We start from the raw sequence: 22,135 nt of genomic DNA on the forward strand, positions 1-22,135 counted from the left end.
TTCGGGGAGACGTACAGAGATACGTCCGGAACAGATAGATATGGGGAATTTCACCGATGACAGATGTTGTGGAGGCCGGAATTTCCTCCGGCACCGAAGGTAAACTTGTACGCGCGCTCGACTGGAAGGGCGCATTCTGGGTGGCTGCGGGCGTACCGCCGCTCGTTCTTTTCTCCATCGGCGGCATTGCCGGCACGACGGGCAAGCTCGCCTTCGTCGTCTGGATCATCTCGATGGTGATGGGTTTCCTGCAATCCTTTACCTATGCCGAGATCGCCGGCATGTTCGCCAACAAATCCGGCGGCGCCTCGGTCTATGGCGCCACCGCCTGGCTGCGTTATTCGAAATTCATCGCGCCGCTGTCCGTCTGGTGCAACTGGTTTGCCTGGTCGCCGGTGCTTTCCCTCGGCTGCGCCATCGCCGCCGGTTACATCCTAAACGCTTTCTACCCGATTCCAGCGGCGGATTCGCAGATGGTCCTCGACTGGATCTCAGCGCATGCCGCTTCCATCACGGCCGACAGCCCCCGCGTCGCCGAATATATCGCAGCCCATGCCGGCACCACGCCTGAGGACGCCGTCAAGGCGTTGCTCAGCACCGACGGCGTCGCGGCGCTGACGCCGGCGATCCGCAGCTGGTCGCTCGCAAGCTTCAGCATTCCCTTCCTCGCCACCGCCAATATCAACGCCACCTTCTTCATCGGCGGCCTGCTGATGCTGATCATCTTCGCAATCCAGCATCGCGGCATCTCGGAAACGGCGAGCGTGCAGAAATGGCTGGCGATCATCGTGCTGGTGCCGCTGCTGATCATCGGCCTCTATCCGATCGTCAGCGGCCAGATCCTTGCCACCAACGTCACCGGCCTCGTGCCGCCAACGGCCGCCTATGCCGCTGCCGACGGCACCTGGAGCAACGGCGGCTGGACGCTGTTTCTCGGCGGCCTCTATATCGCCGCCTGGTCGACCTACGGCTTCGAGACGGCGGTCTGCTACACCCGCGAACTGAAGAATCCGAAGACCGACACCTTCAAGGCAATCTTCTATTCCGGCCTTGCCTGCTGCCTGTTCTTCTTCCTCGTGCCCTTCGCCTTCCAGGGCGTTCTCGGCCATGCAGGCATGCTGGCCCCCGGCATCGTCGACGGCACCGGTGTTGCCGAAGCGCTCGGCGGCCTGATCGGCGCCGGCCGGATCGTCACCCAACTGCTCGTCGTACTGATGATCATGGCGCTTTTCCTCGCCATCATGACGGCGATGGCCGGCTCCTCGCGCACGCTCTACCAGGGCTCGAAGGACGGCTGGCTGCCGAAATACCTCGACCACGTCAACGAGCACGGTGCGCCGACCAGGGCGATGTGGACCGATTTCGCCTTCAATCTCTTCCTGCTGGCGATCGCCTCGGATGTCGGCGGCTATTTCTTCGTGCTCGCCGTCTCGAATGTCGGCTACATCATCTTCAACTTCCTGAACCTCAATTCCGGCTGGATCCACCGGATGGATTCCGGCCATATCGAACGCCCCTGGAAGGCGCCGACCTGGCTGATCGGCCTCAACACCGTGCTGGCCTTCGTCAACGCGTTGTTCCTCGGCGCCGGCGCCAAGGTCTGGGGTTATTCCAACGCGCTCTGGGTCGGGTTCATCTTCGCCGCCCTGATCCTGCCGGTCTTCGCCTATCGCCACTATATCAGAGACGGCGGCAAATTCCCGGCCGGCGCGATGGAGGATCTCGGTCTCATCGGCCAGGATCTCGGCGTCAAGAAAGCCGGCGTGCTGCCCTATCTCGCACTCGCAGCGGGCCTCGCGATCGTCCTGATCGCCAACGTGATCTTCCAGCTTCCGGCCTAAAATCGCCTCCCAAGCAGAAAGGCCGAAAAGCCGCCATGGAAACATGGCGGCTTTTTCATTGGTGGTTGCAGACCGGGCGAGACGTCTCATCCGGTTATAGACGGAAGCTCAGCGGCCGCCTTCGATCTTGCGGTGGCGCTGGTTGATGCCGCCCTTGCCGTAGGGATAGTCCAAAGGTTGGGGAGCGCTCACCTCGTTGAGCCGCGCCATATCCTCTTCGGAGAGCGCGAGCTTCATCGCGCCGAGATTGTCGGCGAGCTGTTCGGGCGTGCGGGCGCCGAGGATGACCGAGGTGATCGCCGGCCGAGCCGCCGTCCAGGCAAGCGCCACCTGCGCCATGCTGACGCCATGCGCCCTGGCGACCTCCTCGACAGTGCCGATGATCGCCCAGGTGCGTTCCTGCGCATTGCGCGGCGCGTAGGATTCGCCGCCGCGATTGGGGTTCTCGCCGAGGCGGGTGGCGCCGGACGGCATCTCGTCGCGTTTGTATTTGCCGGTCAGCCAGCCGCCGCCGAGCGGCGACCACGGCAACAGACCCATGCCGGCATCCTGGCAGGCCGCGACGATTTCGAGTTCGATGTCACGCATCAGCAGGTTATATTGCGGCTGCAATGTCACCGGACGGGTATAACCCCGCGCCTTGGCGATTTCCGAGGCCTTGGCGATGTGCCAGCCGACATAATTGGAGAAGCCGTAATAGCCGATCTTGCCTGACGAAACAGCATCGTCGAGGAAGCGCAGCGTCTCCTCGATCGGCGTCAGCGCGTCCCAGGCATGCATCTGGTAGAGGTCGATCTGCTCGAGGCCGAGACGACGGAGCGAATCGTCGAGCGCCTGGCCGAGATGCCGGCGCGACAGGCCGATATCGTTGGGTCCGTTTCCCATCGGAAACCGCCCCTTGGTGGCGACGATCGCCTGGCGGGCCTCGGTCGGGCGCGCCTTCAGCCAGCGTCCGATGATCTCTTCCGATTTGCCGGCACTGTAGACATCGGCGGTATCGATGAAATTGCCGCCCCAGGCGAAATAATCGTCGAGCAGCTTGTGCGAGGCGGCCTCGTCGGCCTCCGCGCCGAAGGTCATGGTGCCCAGGCAATAGGCGGTGACGACGGTCCCGCTGGGACCGAGCTTGCGATAATCCATTTCTTCCTCCTCATGCGGAGGCCCGCAGCCGACGTATAAAATCGCCGGGGCAAAAACGCCGGGGTAGAAGCCGGGGCTCCCGCAATCAATGACAATATCGAGCTTGAGGCGGCCGCTTGCCGCCGGGATGACGTATGGCGCCCTGGCTCTCTGCGCAGGGGCGAGGGCAGCATAACCAATCCCGCCTGTGCGACAAGTGGGAAAAAATATTCCCACCCGCCGTCGCCGCCGGCGACCTTATGGATATTGCGTCAACGAGCCGGCGATCAGATCGGCGGCGGCAAAGCCGGTCTCATAGGCGCCGTGCGCCGTCGAATAACGCGAACGCGAACAGGCTTCGCCGGCAAAGAAAATCCGTTCGTCATGCGGCGCGGCGAGAAGCCCGCGCAGATCGGAGGCGCCGGGCTGGGCATAGGAATAGGAGCCGCCGATATGGGGCGTTGCGGCCCAGGCCGACATTGCTGCCACCGACAATTCCCTGCGAATGTCCGCGCCGAATTGTGCCGCCAGCTCATCGGCGGCGAAGGAAAAGGCAGCCGCGCTGCCTTGCCGCTCCAGATCATGCGCGAGGTCGCCGGCAAAATAGGCCTCGACGACGGGAACGCCGAACGGCTGGAGCTGATAGGTGCCGGTCGCGCAGCGGCTGAGGGAGCCGAGCATATGGGTATCGGCCGGCAGCGCCTCCGGATTTGCGAGCCTCAGGAACAGCTTATTGGCGAGCCCGAGGGGCAAGCGGGTTGCCGCCTCGATCTTGTCAGGCAAAGGCGGGTCGAAGGCGATCTTGCCGGCGGCAAGCACATTCGTCGAAACAGTCAGCAGCACCGCGCGAGCGCTGAGCCCACCCCGGTTGGTCTCGATGCCGATCCGGCCGGCGTGACGATGGTCGATGCAGGTGACCTCGGTGCCGAGCCTTGCCGGAACCGGCCTGCCGTAAAGCGAGACCAGCCTCCCATAGCCCTCGCGCACCCGCCAATCCGGACCTGGGCCGGGATCGTATCTGTTGTAATCGACGATCGACGAACGCTCCAGTTCGGCGCCGGTGATGTAGGTGCCGATCGCCCGGATCTGGCCATTCCAGGAATTGCCGGGTTCGAGCATCGCGGCCAGATCGGTATCATTGCCTTCATGGCGCTCGAGGCGTTCGAAATAGGCGCCGATCGCCTCTTGCCCGGCATGGCGGTCGACGCCATCCCGCTGAAGCTGACGCCCGCCGTTCCAGGGCGCCGGGGTGCGGTCGACCGTCAGCCCGACCTCGCCGGCAATCGCGGTCCAGGCATTGGTGCGTGCGCCATGCAGCCAGCCGCAGCCGAGATCGAGCGCGACGCCGGCCACGCCGGACAGCCCGACCGTCCAGGCACGGCCGCCGAGACGATCGCCGGCCTCCAGCAGCAGAATGGAAAGATCCGGGCGGGTTGCCTGCAGGCGACGGGCAGCGGCAATGCCGGCGGCGCCGGCGCCGATGATGACGACATCCTCCTCGGCATCCCTGCCACTGTCACCAGGCATGCAGTCTCCTTCGATCGTTCACGCCTCAGCTAAGCTCCCATGTCTGCGAAAGGCAAGGGGATAGCACCCCGCCTGCGATGGATTAAACCGCCTCTCCGTGACATACAGGTCCGATGAGCGTGCACAGAGATTCGCAACTCGACATGTTTGCCAAGGCGTCGCCGGCGACGGCCAAGGCGCGCGGTCCATCGCGCCGGCCGCTGCCGCAGCCGGTCGTCCATTCCGATGAAGACATGGCGCGGACGCTTGAGGAAAGCGGCAACTATCGCATCCTCAGAAAATTGATCGCCCGGCCGATTGCCTCGGTCAGACGGCCGGAGTTTTCGCGGCTCGGTATCATTCTCGATACCGAGACGACAGGTCTCAACCATCGCAGCGACGAGATCATCGAAATCGGCGCCGTCGCCTTCACCTTCGACGATGACGGCGCGATCGGCGATATCGTCGGCATCTATGGCGGCCTGCAACAGCCGTCCCGGCCGATCCCGCCGGAGATCACCCGGCTGACCGGCATCACCGACGCGATGGTCGAAGGACAGCTCATCGACATCCAGTCGCTCAGAACTCTGATCGAGCCGGCGGATCTGATCGTCGCCCACAATGCCGGCTTCGACCGGCCGTTCTGCGAGGCCTTTTCGACGATTTTCGCCGGCAAGGCCTGGGCGTGTTCGGTTTCGGAGATCGACTGGAGCGCCCGCGGCTTCGAAGGCACCAAGCTCGGTTATCTCGTCGGCCAGGCCGGGTATTTCCATGACGGCCATCGCGCGGTGGACGACTGCCACGCGCTGCTGGAAATCCTCGATCGGCAACAGAGCGAGGGGGAAAGCCCGTTTGCCGAGCTCTACCGCGCCAGCCAGCGCTCGCGCATCCGCATCTTTGCCGAACACAGCCCGTTCGAAATGAAAGACCATCTGAAGGCGAGGGGCTATCGCTGGTCTGATGGAAGCGACGGCCGCTTGAAGTCCTGGTGGATCGAAATCGGCGAAGACGATCTCGACGACGAGCTTTCCTATCTGCGCGCTGAAATCTACAGATGGAGAGAAGCGGATCCGCCGACGGTGCGGCTGACGGCCTTCGATCGCTTCAAACTCTGACCGCGAAGCGGTTCGGATCCTGAACGAACCTGCCTGACACAATGACCCATGCAAGCGCCGCATAGGTGCAGTGATGCATTGGCGCTGCAACTCCCGAGAGTCCCGTATTATATACAGCGCATCGAAGCGAACGAAGCGCCAAGGACTGGCAGCTAGGCTTCGAAAGCCCACGGAAAGGGGATCATCATGAACGTCGCACGCTCTTTCAACAATTGGCGCAAGTACCGTCAGACGGTCGCTGAACTGGGCCGTATGTCCGCACGCGAACTGGACGACCTCGGCATCGGCCGCGGCGACATCCGCAACGTTGCGCGCGCAGCCATCGGCCGCTAACGGCCCCGCAGACCACATTTTTCGAGACTTGCCCAGCGCCTGCTTCCTCCCGAGCGGGCGCTTTGCTTTTGTGCTTTTCGGCCGGACGACGAGCCGCCCGCTTTTCGCATAGCGCATAGCTGCCCTGCAAAGAAATGCCTACCAACTGAGCAGGAAATAAGTATGATTATTTCCATTGAAGCGATGCACCTCCTCCCGCATCCCTTCGATATACAGGCGCCCCATCCTCCTCCCAGGGTCGCCTGTGGAACGACAGCACTCCTCCTCCCAGCTGTCGTTCGGTTTTTTTCGAAAGCCTGCCGCACCTCCTCCCGCGGCAGGCTTTTTCGTTTTGGGCTGACAGAAATTTCTGTCGGACCACGTGCGATCCATCGCTTGGGAGATGACAGTTTTCCCGCTTATCCTTGATTTTATTTCCGATTTCCTGGGGTCGTTTCCTGCCGCATGCGCGCCGGCAGAAACATATTGACTTCGAACTTGTCGTACAACTATGTAACCGTATGGTTCATTGCCGAGCGGAACGGACGGTCGAACCCGCCTGATTTCGCGGCAGCAGCAACGCTTGACGACAACGAAAACTGAGGAAATTCGACATGCAGATCGACGTGAGACATGCCTCCCATCCCGAGGCTGTGCGCAATTTCGACACCGAAACGCTGCGGCGTCATTTTCTGGTCGAGACCATCTTCGAGGGCGGCGAGATCCGGCTCACCTATTCCCACTACGACCGCATGGTCATTGGCGGCGCCACACCGCTCAGCTCCGGGCTGACGCTGACGGCGCCGACGGCGATCGGACAGGAAACCTTTCTTGCCGAGCGTGAACTCGGGGCGCTGAACATCGGCGGCGCCGGCCGCATCATCGTCGACGGCACCAGCTACGATCTTGCCAAGTATGATTGCCTCTATGCCGGCAAGGGCGCCAAGGACATCCGGTTCGAGAGCGCGGATGCCGCCAACCCGGCAAAGTTCTATCTGGTCTCGACGCCGGCGCATCAAACGCACCCGACTGTGCTGCTGACCCGCGAAAAGGCCCGCCACCTGACGCCGGGCGAAGCCGCGACGGCCAACAAGCGGTCGATCTACCAGTTCATCCATCCTGATGTCTGCCAGTCCTGCCAGCTCACGCTGGGCTTCACCATGATCGAGGCGGGCAGCGTCTGGAACACCATGCCGGCCCATACGCATGACCGCCGCATGGAAGCCTATCTCTATTTCGATCTCGAAGCGGAACAGCGTGTCTTCCATTTCATGGGCGAGCCGCAGCAGACCCGGCATATGCTTGTCGCCAACGAGCAGGCGGTCATTTCGCCGCCCTGGTCGATCCATTCCGGCGCCGGCACCAAGAACTACAGCTTCATCTGGGCGATGGCGGGCGACAATAAGAGCTTCACCGACATGGACCATATCGCCATTGCGGATCTGAGGTGAGCACCGTGGCCAATCCCTTCGACCTTTCGGGCCGGGTTGCCGTCGTCACCGGCGCCAATACCGGCATCGGCCAGGCGATCGCGGCGGCGCTGGCAGAGGCCGGCGCATCGATCGTCGCCGTCGGGCGCTCCTCGATGGACGAAACCGAGGCACTGGTCAAGGAAGCGGGCAGCCGCTTCCATGTCGTCAAGGCCGATCTCGGCACGATCGAGCCGGTCAAGGGGATCGTCACCGAGACCATAGAAACCTTCGGCGGCCTCGACATCCTCGTCAACAATGCCGGCATCATCCGCCGCGCCGATGCGCTCGACTTCACCGAGGAAGACTGGGACGCGGTGATCGACGTCAATCTGAAGACCGCCTTCTTCCTGTCGCAGGCGGCCGGACGCCATATGGTCGAAAAGGGCAGGGGCAAGATCATCAACATCGCCTCGCTGCTCTCCTTCCAGGGCGGCATCCGCATCCCGTCCTATACCGCCTCGAAAAGCGGCCTTGCCGGACTGACCAAGCTGCTGGCCTGCGAATGGGCGGGCAAGGGCGTCAACGTCAACGCCATTGCGCCGGGTTACTTCGTGACCAACAACACCACGGCGCTGCGCGAGGATGCCGACCGCAATGCCGCCATCCTCGCCCGCATTCCGGCCGGGCGCTGGGGAACGCCAGCCGAACTCGGCGGTGCTGCCGTATTCCTGGCATCGTCGGCATCCGATTACGTGCATGGAACGGTGCTGCCGGTCGACGGCGGCTGGCTGGCGCGGTGATCCGCCCCAGTCAACGACGCTGCATAATTCAAACTGCGATAGCGTCGCGCGTCTGAAAAGGCGCGCGGCCTTGCAGGCATAGAGCTGCCGTGACCGACGTCGTTTTGCCTTTCCTGCCGGCATACGTTAGCAAAAGGAAATGGGGCCGGCGCAGCCGCATCGACAGGCAGGATTCGACAGGGATGACGGACAGGGACAACGCGGTCTTCAACACCGTTCGGCAGTCGCCGAACCTGCGCAGCGGCCTCGCCGATACGTTGATGGCGCAGATCGAATCCGGCGACCTGAAGCCCGGCCAGCGCCTGCCGACCGAACAGACGATCATGAGGGCGACCGGCGTCAGCCGGACGATCGTGCGCGAGGCGCTCGCCACTCTGCGCGCCAAGGGGCTGATCACCACCCGCCAGGGCCTCGGGGCTTTCGTTTCGAACGATCCCAACCCGCGATCCTTCTCGATCATTCCCAACGACCTGCAATCGATCGACGAGGTGCTGCGCGTGCTGGAGCTGCGCATGGGGGTCGAATACGAAGCCGCCGGCCTTGCCGCGCTGCGGCGCACGCCGGAGGACATCGCCCGCATGCAGGATCGCCTCGATGCCCTCGACAAGGCGCTGGAAGAGGGCGGATACGGCGCGCAGGAGGATTACGCCTTCCACAGGTCCATTCTGGTCGCGACGCAGAATTCCTATTACGGTCGCCTCTTCGATACGTTCGGCGACATCATGGTGCCACGGCAATGGGCACGGCTGGACAAGATGACGGCGGCCGAGCGCAAGCGGCATGCGGCGCGCATGCGCCGGGAGCACCATGCCATATTCACGGCGATCCGCGACGGCGAAGAAGCCGCCGCCCGCCGCGCCATCCGAACCCACCTGTCAAAGAGTGCCGCCCGCTTCGAGGAATTGCGCGACGCCAATAGCGCGTCCTGAACCGTTACGCGTCGGATTTCTTCATCAGCCGCCGCCAGGCGCCGTGATCCGTCTGCAGATCGACGGAAGCGTGAACCGCCGGCAGGAGCGGTTTGCGTTTGCGCCGGCCGAAGCGCCGTTTGAAGCCCAGGATATTTTCGACGAAACTCCTGGTGTAGAGCCCTGGGCCGCTCGAATAGATGCGCCATCCGCCGTCGACGGCGATCTCTCCCGCCTTGACGCGCTCCCATTCGGCCGCCGCCTGATAGCGATCGTGGAAAGCGGCATCGCTGCTGCTGAAATAGGTGTTGCGCTGGCGCAGCGATGCATGCGGCAGCGCTGCGGTGACCGAAATCGGATTGACGACTGATATCGCCTTCCAGAGCTCTTCCGCCTCGGCATCGAGCGCCAGTGTTTCGCAATAGCGCAGATGCGCATGCACATACATCAGCCCGATCTCGCGGCCGAAGAAGGAGGAGGATTCGGCGCGGCGAAACAGCGTCTCGGGTCCGCCGGCATAGGTCGCGGGCTTCTCCATCAGTCGCACGCCGTCGGGGAAGAGCAGATGCTCTTCAATCAGCTTCATAGGATCGCGTCTTTGCTCCGGCGTGAACAGGCCGCCGAGCATCGCCTGCGTCATCGAGATCAACGAGAAAGAGAGGCCGGTGCGCCGGTCGCTCGGGTGCAGCAGCAATTCGACGCCGTCATGAGCGGGATCGAAGATACCGTAGCCGGCAACCACACCGTCGCGCACGAGATGGCGGTTGAAATCCCGGCGCATCGCCGTGGCGATCTTTCTTAAGCCCTTGGCCTTCTCGCCATGGCCGAGGCGGCGCAGGATCGCGGAATAACGGACGATCTGCTCATAGAGCAGGGCGACGGTCCAGCTGCTGACCATCCAGTCGCGCAGATGCGGATCGGCCGGCTGCAGCGAGTCGTTCCAGTCTCCCTCGCCGTAGCGGATCAGATGCGTACCCGGGATGAACGCTTCGCGGACGGTATCGAGCAGCTTTTCGACATGGATGGCGATGGTGGCGGGCTCCGGCGCCCTGGCCATCGTCTTTTCATCGCGCCAGGAGACTTTCTCGTCGAAGATGGCGAGATCGCCGGTCGCTTCGATATAGTCGCAGAGCGCCTTCAGCGGCCAGACGACGATATCGCCATGGCTGTCGCCCGCCCGGATATTGGCATAGGGCTCCAGCATGAACCATTGCGGCCAGTCGCCCTTTTCCAAGTACTGTTCGCTGAAGACGGTCTTCAGCACCTCTTTGGCCTCGCGATCATGCTCATAGGCGAGCAGGAATTCGATCGGCCCCTGGCAGGCGTCGCGTGTGCCCCAGGCGGCACCGGTATATTGCTCGAGGCCGTGCGGCACGCTCAAATGCACGATCGCATCATGCGCGAGCCAGGGCAGCATCGTCGTCTGGGCGGCGAGATCGGGGGATGCGCTGTCGATCGTCAGACCGCGCACGGCGTTGCGCCAGAATTTTGATGCCGGCGCCAGCATGGCCTCGCCGGTGACGCCGGCCTCATAATGTTGCGCCAGGCGCTCGGCCTCTGCCGCATCAGTCATCGAGCCGACGACGGCAAAGGAGAGCGCTTGTGTCGGCCGGGAGCGCAGCGCGACGAAAGCGCCGTTGCGGGCAATGCCGTCGGCATGGAGCAGTTCGTCGCCGCCGATCTCTTCGATGGCATCGGGCGTCGAACTCACCAGCCAATAGCCGGCATCGGGATAACGCTCGCCCCAGAGCCAGGCCGGGTCCGGCCGGAAAGAAATACGTTTGCGCGCGGTATCAAATTCGATCTGCCCGCCCGCATCATATTCGCGCTCGCCGAGCACGACATGGCCGAACACCAGGAAGCGGCACGGCTTGCCCTCGACGGAAACGCTCCACTGCATCGCCGCATCCTCGCCGGAGGCGGCCGCCGATACGATGATCGTCCTTTCGGGAAGGCGATAGATCCAGCGGCAATCGCTGAGCCCCATTTCGAAGGCCGACGGCACCGCCAAAAGCTGCCAGCCGGCGCCGACATCGACCATGATGCGCAGTCCGCTGGCGCGCGTCAGATTGTAGGGGTCGCGGGACACGGAAAAGAGCTTGTGAAAGGAGGTATTGCCGATCGTCAGCTGGGCGGCGAAAATGCCCTGCATCCAGCAGGTCGCGGCAAGCGTCGCATCGTCGAGCAGCATATTCTGGCCGCTGCGGACGATGGCGCCGTGACGGCGCGCCACCCGGAATTCCTTGTCGCGCAGCACGACATGGCGGTTCAAAACGCCGTCGGAGACGAAAAACGACAGCAGCTTGCCGCCGACGCGTTCTTCCAGGCTGCGCTGGGGATAGAGCCGCTCGACCGCCTTTTTATCCAGCGCCTCGGCTTTCAACAGCGTAGCGTCCTGCAGCAGGCTGCGGACCGGCGTCACCTCTGCGATATCGGCCGCCGTGCCCTCTGTTGTGATGAGCCCGTCGAGCCGTGAAAGGTCGGCATCGTCAGACGCTTCGGGATGGTCGGCGGCGAAGACGGCAAAGAAGGTCGCGGTCGCGCCGTTTGCCGGGACGGCGAGCGATTTCGACTGGATGGCCGGACAGGCCGTCTCCTGCTGGCGCCGTTTGCTCGGCAGGCTGGTGCCGAAGGGGCCTACCAGCCGGTCGTCGAGGCGGTCTTTCGCCTGCACCAGCTGGATCGCATCCGTGGCATAGGCAGCCGCGCCTTCGAGGCAGCCTTGCACGAGCCAGGGGTTGCGGGCGCCCGACTGTTTGAGATTTTGCCGGTTCATCACCACAGGGCCTGATGTCTGATGGTCGGCGATATGGTGATCGACATATTGTGAGGCATAGGCCTCGCTGTTCATCAGGAAGCCGCGGTCGCCGAGACCGACATCCTGGATCAGCACCAGGTCCGCCGGCAGCGTTCCCTTCTTCAGATGACGCAGCGATACCCGCCAGAACCACGCCGTTTCGGAGGGATGCAGCTCGAGGCGAACGGTATAGCCGACATTGCCCGTCTTGCCGCTCCAGGAGAAGCTCGTCGCATCGTGCCCGAAGCTGCCATCGGCATAAGGCCCGACAATCTCGACGACCTCGGGTGCCGCGCCGCCGATGCGCAGATAGAGCCGGCCGATGCCGCCGGTGAGCGGCGAGCCCTGGATCTGGTTGATCTGCACCGATCCCTTGTCGTCGGCATATTCGATGGCAAACAGCGTCCCGTTCGGCAGCGCCGATATCGACAGGCCGGAACCGTTGCTGATCGTAAAGAGGCCGAGATCTTCGCGTCGGGGCATTTGAAAACTGCGGGTGAGGTCCGGGGCCATTGAGATCTCGTCGATTGGCTTCAAGGGGAATTGGAGGATGACGCAAAAAGATTGAGAGAAATCTTACCGGCGATGGGCAGACCGGCAAGTGCCGTCACGTGACGAACGCACATTCGAGCGCAACAAACACTGGTCTATCACGTACCCGTCCGGCTCGTGTTGGCGAAGATCGAGTGCAGCCGCACATCCCTTCGAACGGTGCAATACAAGCCGCATCCGTGGGCGTTTCCAACAAGACGCTTTTTGCTTGGCGAATTGGCTTAACTCTCGGTAAAGACCCCTCATTGAGCGAGGGCAACATGCGAAAATTATTATCGATTCTATTCAGCTCAGTTATTTTGGCGGGAACAGCGCATGCTCAAGCGAGAGTCCAGGCCACCCACAGCAACCGCTTGATCGAGAGCTATCGCGCGTATATCGGCGAGGCTGATCTTTACAATTCAAATGGGGCCAGACTTACCCAGCCGTGGCAGATCATCCGGCAAGACAGGGCGAATTTCCATCAGTACCATGTGCGCGATTCTGACGATCAATCAGACTCATTCTTTGCCGATCCGGCAAATCGCCAAGCTCTGGAGCAAATGCTTCGGAACGGAACGATGACGCGAGAGGCCGCCAATATGATCCTACGTGGCAATGTATGGATTGACGTTGATATCCACGGTGACCAAGGAACCGGTCGATGGATCGACGTTTCTGTATCTGAGTGATATTTCCCGTAGGGCTGCGACCGCACCCGATCCGATCACCGCTGAACGATCACCCGGGTCCCTGGCTGAACCATATCGTAAAGCTCCTCGACGTCCTCGCGGTACATCCGGAAACATCCGCTCGATGCGTTGGTGCCGATGGAAGTGGGGTCGTTGGTGCCGTGGATGCGGAGCAGCCCGTCGGCAAGGTAGATCGCGCGGGTCCCAAGCGGATTGGCGGGGCCGGGTTTCACGACTGCCGGAAGCCTTGGGTTCTTCTGGCGCATGCTGGGTGTCGGCCGCCATTCGGGATGCAATCGTTTCGACACCACCCGCGTTGTGCCGTACCATTGTTTGCCTTCCCGGCCGACGGCAATGGGGTAAGCGAACTGCTCACCCCATGACGTCGTGTAGATAAGCGTATGTTCGCGCGTAGCGATGGTGATGGTTCCTCTCGCGCTTCGTGTCGACGGTTGCCGACGTTCTTGCAAAGGTTCCCGATAGCCAGGTTCCGGCTCGTAGTAGGGAGGAGGTGGATAGGGGCTGTAAGGGTCGTCATAGCCATAGCCGTCGTATTCATCATATCCATCATACGGCGCGTAAACTTGGGCTTGGGCATGCACCGCTATCAGAAAGAGGGCCGCAGCAAGGAGAACCAGCAATCGCATTCTATGCCATCCTCTTGTTATACACGCATGATTGGGCGGAATTCTGTGGCGGCACTATGGCATTACGTGACGGGCCTCATGCCGGCGCCGGTCGCCTGGCGAAGGGGACGGAGAGCAGGGCGCAGCCGGTCAGGACGGCAACGACCATCCAGGCTTCGTTGATCGCCTGAACGCTGGCTGCGGTCTGGACCAGCGGATCGAGCAGCGCCGTGGTCTCCGCATCGAAGCTGCCGCTATGGCCCGAAATGGCCTGAAGCGGCGCGCCGACGAATGTCGCGGTGTCGATGTCGCCGGCCTGAAGACGCGACCAGAGGCTTTGTCCCAGCGGGTCCGAGCGGGTGTAGATGATGGTGTCGATCAGCGCGATGCCGATGGCGCCGCCGAGATTGCGCATCAGATTGAAAAGACCGCTCGCGTCGGGAATACGATCGGGCGGAAGCGTGCCGAGCGCCAGCCGCGTCGGCGGCAGCAGGCAGAACATGATGGCGACGCCGCGCACGATCTGCGGCCAGAACATCGCGTCATAATCGGAGCGGGGATCCTGAAAGGCGCTCATTGCGACGCCGATCGCAAACAGGGCAAAACCGGCGGCCGACAGCAGCCGCGCATCCATGCGCTTCTCCAGCGCCACCGCGACCGGCGCGGTGATCAGCTGGGCGATGCCGGTGACCAGCATCGTCATGCCGATTTCGAGCGCGTCGTGGCCTCGGATGAAAGCGAGAAACACCGGCATCAGATAGACCGAGCCGAAAAGGCCGATGCCGAGCACGAAGCTCAAAACCGAGCCGACGAGAAAGTTCCGATCGCCGAAATTGCCGAGATCGACGACCGGCCGGCGCCGGCGCAGCGATCGCCGGATGAACGCGCCGCCCGACGCCAGGCAGACCGCCAGCAGGCTGAGAACATAGGCCGAAGCCCAACCGCTGGTCGGCGCCTCTTTCAGGCTGAGTTCCAGCGTCGTCAGCGCAGCTGCCATCAGCACAAGCGACAGACCGTCGAGATACCTGAGTTCGGAGGGATCGACGGCCTGGCGCGGCAGGAAGCGCGCCGCCAGGATTGCCGAGGCGATCCCCGGAAGGATGTTGATCAGGAACAGCCAGTGCCAGGAATAGGTCTCGGTCAGCCATCCGCCGACGATCGGACCGACGGTCGGCGCAAGCACGGCCAGCACGCCGGCGATCGTCGTCGCCAGCGCCTGCCGCTCGTTGGGGAAAAGGATGAATACGGCTGAAAACACCGAGGGGATCAGGGTTCCGCCGGAAAAGCCCTGAAGCACCCGCCAGGCGACCAGCTCACTGAAGCTGCCGCTGGCCGCACAGCCGGCGGAGGCGGCGACGAACAGGCCGATGGCGGCAACGAACAGCCATCGCATCGTCAAGAGCCGGGTCAGGAAGCCGGTCAGCGGGATCGCCACCACTTCGGCGATGAGATAGGCGGTCTGTATCCAGCTCATCTGATCGGGATCGATATCAAGCGCCGACTGGATGGTCGGCAGCGATGTCGCCACCACCTGAACATCGAGGATCGCCATAAACATACCGACGCACATGGCGATGAAGCCGAGCCAGACGATGGCGGGCGTTGCATCGGGATGGGCAGGCTCAACTCGTTCCATGCGATGATCCCGCAAGCGCTGCGTTTTCGGCCCCGGGTGCGAAGGCCAGGGCCGATCCCGTCGACGATCGAGACGGTCGATCGCATGCCTCAAGCAAAGACGTGGAGCGCGAACCCGCCGATGCCGACACCATAGTTCGGATGAGGACTGAAGCGATAGGGCCTGCCAACACAAATACGTCACCAACGCAACCGAGCCTGACCGGGAAGGCCAGGCTCGGTGTTTGCGCAAATGCGGTCCGGGCGCGCTATGCGCCCGGCTGCCTTTGCGGCCAGGACGATTAGCCGCGGAAGAGCGACAGGATGTTCTGGGACGACGAATTGGCGATCGACAGCGACTGGATCGCCAGCTGTTGCTGTGTCTGCAAGGCGGAGAGTTTGCTCGACTCCTCCTCCATGTCGGCATCGACCAGCCGCCCGACGCCGGAGTCGATCGAGTCCGATAGCGCACCGACGAAGTCTTCCTGCAGATCGATGCGCGTCGAGATCGAACCCAATTGCGCACCGGCCGAGGTCATCGCCGATAGGGCGGATTCGATGGTCGACAGCGCCGACTGGATCTGGCCGGTGGTAAAGTTGGTAATGTCGAGCGAGTAAACGGAATCGCCGTTTGCATCAGCCGTTCCGAGGATACCGGTGGAGGTTTCGATCGACCCGCCGTTCATGCCGAACAGCACGTTGCCGGCGGAGCTGGTATCGAGAATGTAATCGGTCATCTTGACGGAAACGGCGCCGGAGCCGTCGCGAACAAAGGAGGATACGACACTTTTCGTGCCGTCTGCGCCGGCGACCCAGTTCTCGCCCGAGAACGTCGCCGACTGGGCAATGCTCATCAGCTGCTCCTGCAGCTGACTGATTTCTTCCTGCACCTTGGACTTGTCGACGCCATCTTCGGTCGCCGCCACCAGCTTGGACTTGATCTCGTCGACGACGTCGATCGCACTGTCCATGGCCGTATAGGCGGTATCGACCTTTGCCGCGCCGAGGCCGAGGGCATCGGACACGGCAGACAGCGCCTTGTTGTCGGATCGCATCGTGGTGGCGATCGACCAGTAGGCGGCGTTGTCGGAGGCGGTGTCGACCCGGTAGCCGGTGGAGACGCTGTTCTGTGTCGTTTCGAGATTGGAATTGATGCTGCGCAGCGTCTGAAGGGCAGCCATCGCGGAACATCCCGGCCGTGGCGAGCAGCTTCATGCTTATCGACCGTTGTTTCCGATCAATTCGCCACCGTTGGATTAATTATCGTACTTAAAAGTACCTTAATGGTTAACGCAGCCGGCCCGGTGCTTATTTTTTCGTTCATCATGAAATCGCGCATGTCGATGCCGGCCGCGAGCGGCTTCGGATGCCGCCCGCAAAAATTTGAGATCGGCAATTGACGCGCCCGCGGGAAACTGACTATCAATATTAAATCAATTTGATTGACTCCAAAAATACATAATGAGGGGAGCGTTGGAATGAGATTGAGCAAAAGCCTATTCCGCAACATTTCCATGCGTACCGGCTGGGCGGCGGCGACTGCCCTGACGGCGCTCGTCGCGTTCGGGACGGGGGGTGCCGCGGCTGAATCGGTGCTGACGATGCATATCGAGGAGCAGACCAGCTGGGTGCAGAACTTCAATCCCTTCGATCTTGCCGGCCGCCGGCAGAGCACGATGGATTTCATCTACGAGCCGCTGGTCATCTTCAATGCCGAGGATGGCGGCAAGCCGGTGTTTCGCCTGGCGACCGACTATAAATTCGCGGCGGATATGAAATCGGTCACCTATACGCTGCGATCCGGCGTGAAGTGGTCGGACGGCCAGCCGCTGACCGCGGCCGACGTGAAATACACGATCGACCTGATGCTGAAGAACCCAGCCCTCGACACGGTCGGCGTCGGCGAGACCGTTGCCTCCGTCGAGACGCCGTCGGCAACCCAAGTCAAGATCGATCTCAAGGCCGTCAACTCCGATTTCCCGGAAACGCTTGCCGATCTCGCCGTCGTTCCCGAGCATATCTGGAAGGACGTTTCCGATCCTGTCGCCTTCAAGAACGAGAAGCCTGTGGGGTCGGGCCCGATGACGGAGCTGCGCCGCTTCACGCCGCAGGTCTACGAGCAGTGCCGCAATCCGAACTACTGGGATGCCGCCTCGCTGCATGTCGATTGCCTGAGGCTGCCGCAGATTTCGGGCAACGACCAGATGCTCGCCATTCTGCCGGAAGGCAATATGGACTGGATCGGCTCCTTCATTCCGCAGATCGACAAGACCTTCGTCGCGCTCGATGCCGGCCATAATGGCTACTGGCAGCCGCCGGCCGAAACCGTCGCCTTCCAGATGAATTTCAAGAGCAGCAATGAGGGCAACCTCGAGGCCTATAAGGACTTGAACTTCCGCCACGCCTTCAGCCTCGCCATGGATCGTGCGGCGATGGTCGATATTGCCGGCTTCGGCTATCCCGTCGTCAACGAGCATGCGACCGGCCTGCCGCCGCGTTTCGAGACCTGGCGCAACAAGGCGGCGGAAGGCGACAAGGACGCCTTTATGGGTTTCGATACCGAGAAGGCCAACAAGATCCTCGACGATGCTGGCTACAAGAAGGGCGCCGACGGCTTCCGCACGACGCCGAGCGGCAAGCCGATTGCCTTCCCGATCATCGTTCCGAACGGCTGGACGGACTGGATCGACGCGGTGCAGATCGCCGTCGAAGGATTGCGTGCCGCCGGCATCAACGCGTCGGTCGCCACCCCGGAATATGAACAATGGCGCAAGCAGATTATCGACGGCAGCTTCGAGGTCGTCATGAACTCCCGCGCCGACGGCGCAACGCCGTTCCGCGGCTATTACCAGAGCCTGTCGACCGCCTATGGCGGGCGCATTACCGGCGCGCCCTCGCGTTATTCGAACCCGAAGCTGGACGCCCTTTTCGATCAATATCTGAAGGCGACGTCGGATGACGATCACAAGAAGATCTTCAACGATATCCAGCTGCTGATCGCCGACGATTTTCCCGTCGTGCCCGTCTTCAACGGACCGACCTGGTACCAGTTCTCCAGCAAGCGCTTCACCGGCTGGGTCACCGACAAGGACCCGATCATGAATCCGGAGGATCATGACAACAACCGCATGCGCCTGATGCATCTGCTGCGCCTCAAGCCGGTCAGCTGAGTCTGACGAGGGAACGGATATGCGCATTTCGAGCCGGCGCCTCGGCGTCTATGCGGTCGCCCTGGCGTTCGCCATCGTCGTGAACTTCATTCTTCCCCGGCTGATGCCGGGGAGCCCGGTCGACGCCATGGTCGCACAGCTCGGCCCGCGGGCGACACCCGCTGCCGTCGAGGCGATCAAGGCGCGCTTCGGCGCGGTCGACCAGCCGATGCTCTGGCAATTCGCCGATTATCTCAAGGGGCTTGTCACCCTCGATCTCGGCGTCTCGGTCAAATACTACCCCCAGACCGTCGTCCAGGTGCTTGGCCGGTCGACGCTCTGGACCGTCTTCCTGGTGACGACGGCGATCATCTTTTCGCTCTGTGTCGGTGTCGTGCTCGGCGCGGTCTCGGCCTGGCGCCGCGGCGGACGTTTCGACACGATCGTCTCGCCGCTGTCGGTGATCATGATTTCGGTGCCGCCCGTCATCGTGGCGCTGACGACGCTGTTCGTCTTCGCGGTTTCGCTGCGCTGGTTTCCGGTGGGCTACGCCTATGATCCGAACCTCGATCCCGCTTTCAACTTCACCTTCATCGGCAGCGTCTTCGCCCATGCGATCCTGCCGGTGCTGACGCTCTCGCCGTTCCTGATCGGCGAATTCCAAACGACGATGCGCTCGTCGATGATCTCGGTGCTCGGCGAGGATTATGTCACCATGGGCCGCGCCAAGGGGCTCAGCCACCGCACCGTGATGTTCGGCTACGGCGCGCGCAATGCCATGCTTCCGGTGCTGACCAACCTGGCGCTGATGCTCGGCGCCGTCTTCGGCGGCTCGATCGTCACCGAGATCGTCTTCAACTATCCCGGCTTGGGATTGACGCTCTACACCGCGAGCATCGCCCGCGATTACCCCGTTATCCAAGGTCAGCTGCTGCTGATGACACTTGCCACCCTCGGCGCCAACTTCCTGGTCGACATCATCTACGGCTTTGTCGATCCGAGATTGCGGGAGGCTGCGTGATGAGCTTTACGCTATGGCCCATCCTCAAGCAGAAGAAGGCGTTGGCCGGCCTCATCATCATTGCCGTCCTGTGGCTGATGGCGCTGTTTGCGCCGCTCGTCGCACCCGGAGAGCCTGGAGCGCGTGTCGGACGCTCGCATCAGCCGCCGTCGATCGAACATGTCATGGGCACGACCAAGATGGGACGGGATGTCTACCGCCAGTTCGTCTGGGGCGCCCGCAGCTCTCTCTCGGTCGGTTTTGCCACCGGGATTGCCATCACCGTTCTCGGCACGGCGATCGGCCTCGTCGCCGGTTATGCCGGCGGCAGGACCGATGCATTGCTCGACCTTGCGACCAATGCCGTGCTCGTCATTCCGAACATGCCACTGTTGATCCTGCTCGCCTCCTTCGCCGGCACGGTGGGGCCGATGACGATCATGACGATCATCGCGCTGACCTCCTGGCCGTGGGGCGCCCGTATGACGCGATCGCAGACGATGGCGCTGCGCAATCGCGATTTCGTCACGGCGTCGAAGATGATCGGCGAGCCGGCCTGGCGCATCATCTTCGTGGAAATCCTGCCGAACCTGACGACGCTGATCGGCATCAACCTCGTCGGCAGCATCATCTATGCCATCGTTGCCCAGACGACGCTTGAATATCTCGGCTTCGGCGATCCCTTGAAGGTCTCCTGGGGCACCATGCTCTACAACGCCCAGAATTCCTCGGCGATCATGGTCGGCGCATGGTGGGATATCGGCGTGCCGGCGGCAGGCATCGCGCTGACGGGGCTTGGCCTTGCGCTTTTGAATTTCACCTTCGATGAGATCTCCAATCCGCAGTTGCGCTCCGGCCCGGCGCTGACGCGCTGGTTCCGCCTCACCCGCGCCCGCAACCGGGAATTGGAGCTTGGCCGATGAGCGACAATCTTCTTGAGATCGACAAGCTCAACGTCGACTACCTCGTCGACAAGGGAGAGTTCCGCGCCGTCAAGGACGTCTCCTTCGCCATCGGCCGCGGCGAGATCTTCGGGCTCGCCGGTGAATCCGGCTGCGGCAAGAGCACGATCGCCTATGCCATCACCAGTCTTTCCAAGGCGCCGGCCTGGATCAGCGGCGGCAGTATCCGGCTCACCGGACAGGATCTGCTGAAGCTGCCGGAACGCGAGCTGCAGATGATCCGCTGGAAGCGCATCGGCATGGTCTTCCAGAGCGCGATGAATTCGCTCAATCCGCTAATGCGGGTCGAGGCGCAATTCCATGACGTTCTCTACCGGCACACCCATTGCTCGCGGGAGGAGTCCCGGGCTCGGGCCGAGGAGATGTTCCGCCTCGTCGGCATTCCCACCTATCGGATCGGCGACTACCCGCACCAGTTTTCCGGCGGCATGCGCCAGCGCATCGTTATCGCGATCTGTCTGGCGCTCAGACCCGAGCTCATCATCATGGACGAGCCGACGACGGCTCTCGACGTGGTTGTGCAGCGGGAGATCCTCGAGCAGGTCGTCGACCTGCAGCGGAGCTACGGCTTCTCGGTGCTCTTTATCACCCATGACCTGCACCTGATGGCGCAGCTCTGCCGGCGCATCGGCGTCATGCTGAAGGGCGAGCTCGTCGAAGTGGGCGATGTCAGCCAGGTCGCCGATGCGCCGCGACACGAATATACGCGGAAGCTCTGGAATGCGATTCCGCAGCTTCCCGGCAATCCGCATCTATCAGGAGTCGTGGCATGAAAGCGGAGGCAAATCCTATTGTCGCTGACGCCGTGATCCGGCTCGAGGACATCCAACGCAATTTCGGTCCGGTCCGCGCGCTGAAAGGCGTGTCCTTCTCGCTCTTTCCCCGCAGGGCATTGGCGCTCGTCGGCGAATCCGGCTGCGGCAAGACGACCTGTGCCCGCATCATCGCCCGCCTGGACAAGCCGACCGGCGGCAAGCTGTTTTTCCGCGGGCAGGCGCTCTCCGCCCGCGGCGGGGCCGGGGACGAGCATCGCTACCGCAGGGAGGTGCAGATGGTCTTCCAGGATCCGTTCTCCTCGCTCAACCCGGCCTTCACCGTCAGCCATCATCTGGCGCGGCCGCTGCAATTGCATCGGCAGAGTGGCGCGAGGGCAGATCTTGCCGAGGAGATTGCCCGGCTGCTGGCAAGCGTCGGGCTGAAGCCCGATGTGACCAGGCAGAAATTCCCGCACGAGCTTTCGGGCGGGCAGCGGCAGCGCGTCAATATCGCCCGCGCCCTTGCCGTCACACCCAGCGTGCTGGTGGCCGACGAGCCGACCTCGATGCTCGACGTCTCCATCCGCAAGGACATTCTCGATCTGCTCGCCACAGTGAAGCGTGAAAACGATCTCGCCATGCTCTATATCACCCACGACATCGCAACCGCAGCGCATGTGGCCGAGGAGATCGTCGTGATGTTTGCCGGCCAGATGGTCGAATGGGGCGACACCGATACGGTTCTTTCCGATCCCCGCCATCCCTATACGCGATTGCTGCTTTCCGCCGTTCCGGACGGCAGCAGGCCGTTCGTGACGGGCGGAAGCGCACGGTTCCTCGAACAGGCGGAAAAGGTGCGCTCGCTCAGCCGTCCTGAATCGACCGTGATCGAACAGGTTGGCCCCAACCACTTCATACGCGCGCTCGGCGTTTCCAATGCCGGAATGCTCAAGAGCTGATTTTCAAAAGGCTTCACCTCCAAGAGGCCAGCTTTCA

The 22,135-nt window shown here is 62.5% G+C and carries 18 protein-coding genes; 12 read left to right on the forward strand and 6 right to left on the reverse strand.

Features of this window, described 5'->3' with window-relative positions; genetic code table 11:
- Positions 1-56 precede the first annotated feature (56 nt).
- Positions 57-1,841: an APC family permease gene (locus CO667_RS01820; RefSeq protein ID WP_097616689.1), complete on the forward strand. Its 1,785-nt coding sequence runs from the start codon at positions 57-59 to the stop codon at positions 1,839-1,841.
- 108 nt (positions 1,842-1,949) lie between these two features.
- Here CO667_RS01820 and CO667_RS01825 read toward each other — a convergent pair whose 3' ends face one another.
- Positions 1,950-2,981, reverse strand: coding sequence for an aldo/keto reductase (locus CO667_RS01825; protein WP_097616691.1), 1,032 nt, complete (start codon positions 2,979-2,981; stop codon positions 1,950-1,952).
- 237 nt (positions 2,982-3,218) lie between these two features.
- The gene (locus CO667_RS01830; RefSeq protein WP_097616694.1) at positions 3,219-4,487 is read right to left on the reverse strand and encodes an NAD(P)/FAD-dependent oxidoreductase; all 1,269 of its coding nucleotides are present in this window, start codon (positions 4,485-4,487) and stop codon (positions 3,219-3,221) included.
- 113 nt (positions 4,488-4,600) lie between these two features.
- On the opposite strand from CO667_RS01830, the gene CO667_RS01835 reads away from it, so the two are divergent.
- From CO667_RS01835 to CO667_RS01855, 5 genes are all read left to right on the forward strand, one after another.
- Positions 4,601-5,581, forward strand: a complete 981-nt coding sequence (locus CO667_RS01835; RefSeq protein ID WP_097616697.1) for a 3'-5' exonuclease — start codon at positions 4,601-4,603, stop codon at positions 5,579-5,581.
- A gap of 186 nt (positions 5,582-5,767) precedes the next feature.
- The gene (locus CO667_RS01840; protein ID WP_097616699.1) at positions 5,768-5,914 is read left to right on the forward strand and encodes a DUF1127 domain-containing protein; all 147 of its coding nucleotides are present in this window, start codon (positions 5,768-5,770) and stop codon (positions 5,912-5,914) included.
- Between the two features lie 593 nt (positions 5,915-6,507).
- On the forward strand, positions 6,508-7,344 hold the full coding sequence (gene kduI, locus CO667_RS01845; protein WP_097616701.1) for a 5-dehydro-4-deoxy-D-glucuronate isomerase: 837 nt from the start codon (positions 6,508-6,510) through the stop codon (positions 7,342-7,344).
- Positions 7,341-8,105, forward strand: coding sequence for a 2-dehydro-3-deoxy-D-gluconate 5-dehydrogenase KduD (kduD, locus tag CO667_RS01850; protein WP_280953194.1), 765 nt, complete (start codon positions 7,341-7,343; stop codon positions 8,103-8,105). Before kduI ends, kduD begins: the two co-directional genes overlap by 4 nt.
- Positions 8,106-8,287: 182 nt before the next feature.
- A complete protein-coding gene (locus CO667_RS01855) occupies positions 8,288-9,034 on the forward strand; it encodes a FadR/GntR family transcriptional regulator (protein ID WP_097616899.1) in 747 nt (248 codons plus the stop codon).
- Between the two features lie 4 nt (positions 9,035-9,038).
- Here CO667_RS01855 and CO667_RS01860 read toward each other — a convergent pair whose 3' ends face one another.
- Positions 9,039-12,323: a cellobiose phosphorylase gene (locus CO667_RS01860; RefSeq protein ID WP_097616702.1), complete on the reverse strand. Its 3,285-nt coding sequence runs from the start codon at positions 12,321-12,323 to the stop codon at positions 9,039-9,041.
- 299 nt (positions 12,324-12,622) lie between these two features.
- Here CO667_RS01860 and CO667_RS01865 point away from each other — a divergent pair, with 299 nt between their 5' ends.
- Positions 12,623-13,033 carry a hypothetical protein gene (locus CO667_RS01865; RefSeq protein WP_097616900.1) on the forward strand — a complete coding sequence of 137 codons (411 nt, stop codon included), beginning with the start codon at positions 12,623-12,625 and terminating at the stop codon, positions 13,031-13,033.
- A 35-nt stretch (positions 13,034-13,068) separates the two neighbouring features.
- Here CO667_RS01865 and CO667_RS01870 read toward each other — a convergent pair whose 3' ends face one another.
- The 3 genes from CO667_RS01870 to CO667_RS01880 form a co-directional block, all read right to left on the reverse strand.
- The gene (locus CO667_RS01870) at positions 13,069-13,680 is read right to left on the reverse strand and encodes a L,D-transpeptidase (protein ID WP_097616704.1); all 612 of its coding nucleotides are present in this window, start codon (positions 13,678-13,680) and stop codon (positions 13,069-13,071) included.
- 76 nt (positions 13,681-13,756) lie between these two features.
- Positions 13,757-15,295 carry a DHA2 family efflux MFS transporter permease subunit gene (locus CO667_RS01875; protein WP_097616706.1) on the reverse strand — a complete coding sequence of 513 codons (1,539 nt, stop codon included), beginning with the start codon at positions 15,293-15,295 and terminating at the stop codon, positions 13,757-13,759.
- A 280-nt stretch (positions 15,296-15,575) separates the two neighbouring features.
- Complete coding sequence (locus tag CO667_RS01880) at positions 15,576-16,454, reverse strand: flagellin (protein WP_097616709.1); 879 nt, start codon at positions 16,452-16,454, stop codon at positions 15,576-15,578.
- A 297-nt stretch (positions 16,455-16,751) separates the two neighbouring features.
- Between CO667_RS01880 and CO667_RS01885 the strand changes: the two genes are divergently transcribed.
- Genes CO667_RS01885 through CO667_RS01905 form a run of 5 tightly spaced genes read left to right on the forward strand, consistent with a single transcriptional unit; the run spans position 16,752 to position 22,098 of the window.
- Positions 16,752-18,443: an ABC transporter substrate-binding protein gene (locus CO667_RS01885; RefSeq protein ID WP_097616712.1), complete on the forward strand. Its 1,692-nt coding sequence runs from the start codon at positions 16,752-16,754 to the stop codon at positions 18,441-18,443.
- 19 nt (positions 18,444-18,462) lie between these two features.
- Positions 18,463-19,443 (forward strand): ABC transporter permease, encoded by a 981-nt coding sequence (locus CO667_RS01890; protein WP_097616713.1) that lies wholly within the window; start codon positions 18,463-18,465, stop codon positions 19,441-19,443.
- Positions 19,443-20,345 carry an ABC transporter permease gene (locus CO667_RS01895; protein ID WP_097616715.1) on the forward strand — a complete coding sequence of 301 codons (903 nt, stop codon included), beginning with the start codon at positions 19,443-19,445 and terminating at the stop codon, positions 20,343-20,345. The genes CO667_RS01890 and CO667_RS01895 overlap by 1 nt, the downstream gene beginning before the upstream one ends.
- The gene (locus CO667_RS01900) at positions 20,342-21,157 is read left to right on the forward strand and encodes an ABC transporter ATP-binding protein (RefSeq protein WP_097616717.1); all 816 of its coding nucleotides are present in this window, start codon (positions 20,342-20,344) and stop codon (positions 21,155-21,157) included. Before CO667_RS01895 ends, CO667_RS01900 begins: the two co-directional genes overlap by 4 nt.
- Positions 21,154-22,098, forward strand: a complete 945-nt coding sequence (locus tag CO667_RS01905) for an ABC transporter ATP-binding protein (protein WP_097616721.1) — start codon at positions 21,154-21,156, stop codon at positions 22,096-22,098. The genes CO667_RS01900 and CO667_RS01905 overlap by 4 nt, the downstream gene beginning before the upstream one ends.
- Positions 22,099-22,135 lie beyond the last annotated feature (37 nt).

It is taken from the genome of Rhizobium sp. L43 (assembly GCF_002531725.1).
In the GTDB taxonomy this organism is placed as follows: domain Bacteria; phylum Pseudomonadota; class Alphaproteobacteria; order Rhizobiales; family Rhizobiaceae; genus Rhizobium.

Coding starts and splice junctions, on each gene's coding strand:
- CO667_RS01900 (WP_097616717.1), top strand. CDS start 20,342: ATGAGCGACAATCTTCTTGAGATCGACAAGCTCAACGTCGACTACCTC.
- CO667_RS01895 (WP_097616715.1), top strand. CDS start 19,443: ATGAGCTTTACGCTATGGCCCATCCTCAAGCAGAAGAAGGCGTTGGCC.
- CO667_RS01835 (WP_097616697.1), top strand. CDS start 4,601: ATGAGCGTGCACAGAGATTCGCAACTCGACATGTTTGCCAAGGCGTCG.
- CO667_RS01905 (WP_097616721.1), top strand. CDS start 21,154: ATGAAAGCGGAGGCAAATCCTATTGTCGCTGACGCCGTGATCCGGCTC.
- CO667_RS01880 (WP_097616709.1), bottom strand. CDS start 16,454: ATGGCTGCCCTTCAGACGCTGCGCAGCATCAATTCCAATCTCGAAACG.
- CO667_RS01825 (WP_097616691.1), bottom strand. CDS start 2,981: ATGGATTATCGCAAGCTCGGTCCCAGCGGGACCGTCGTCACCGCCTAT.
- kduI (WP_097616701.1), top strand. CDS start 6,508: ATGCAGATCGACGTGAGACATGCCTCCCATCCCGAGGCTGTGCGCAAT.
- CO667_RS01820 (WP_097616689.1), top strand. CDS start 57: ATGACAGATGTTGTGGAGGCCGGAATTTCCTCCGGCACCGAAGGTAAA.
- CO667_RS01885 (WP_097616712.1), top strand. CDS start 16,752: ATGAGATTGAGCAAAAGCCTATTCCGCAACATTTCCATGCGTACCGGC.
- CO667_RS01870 (WP_097616704.1), bottom strand. CDS start 13,680: ATGCGATTGCTGGTTCTCCTTGCTGCGGCCCTCTTTCTGATAGCGGTG.
- CO667_RS01890 (WP_097616713.1), top strand. CDS start 18,463: ATGCGCATTTCGAGCCGGCGCCTCGGCGTCTATGCGGTCGCCCTGGCG.
- CO667_RS01860 (WP_097616702.1), bottom strand. CDS start 12,323: ATGGCCCCGGACCTCACCCGCAGTTTTCAAATGCCCCGACGCGAAGAT.
- CO667_RS01865 (WP_097616900.1), top strand. CDS start 12,623: ATGCGAAAATTATTATCGATTCTATTCAGCTCAGTTATTTTGGCGGGA.
- CO667_RS01875 (WP_097616706.1), bottom strand. CDS start 15,295: ATGGAACGAGTTGAGCCTGCCCATCCCGATGCAACGCCCGCCATCGTC.
- CO667_RS01840 (WP_097616699.1), top strand. CDS start 5,768: ATGAACGTCGCACGCTCTTTCAACAATTGGCGCAAGTACCGTCAGACG.
- CO667_RS01855 (WP_097616899.1), top strand. CDS start 8,288: ATGACGGACAGGGACAACGCGGTCTTCAACACCGTTCGGCAGTCGCCG.
- CO667_RS01830 (WP_097616694.1), bottom strand. CDS start 4,487: ATGCCTGGTGACAGTGGCAGGGATGCCGAGGAGGATGTCGTCATCATC.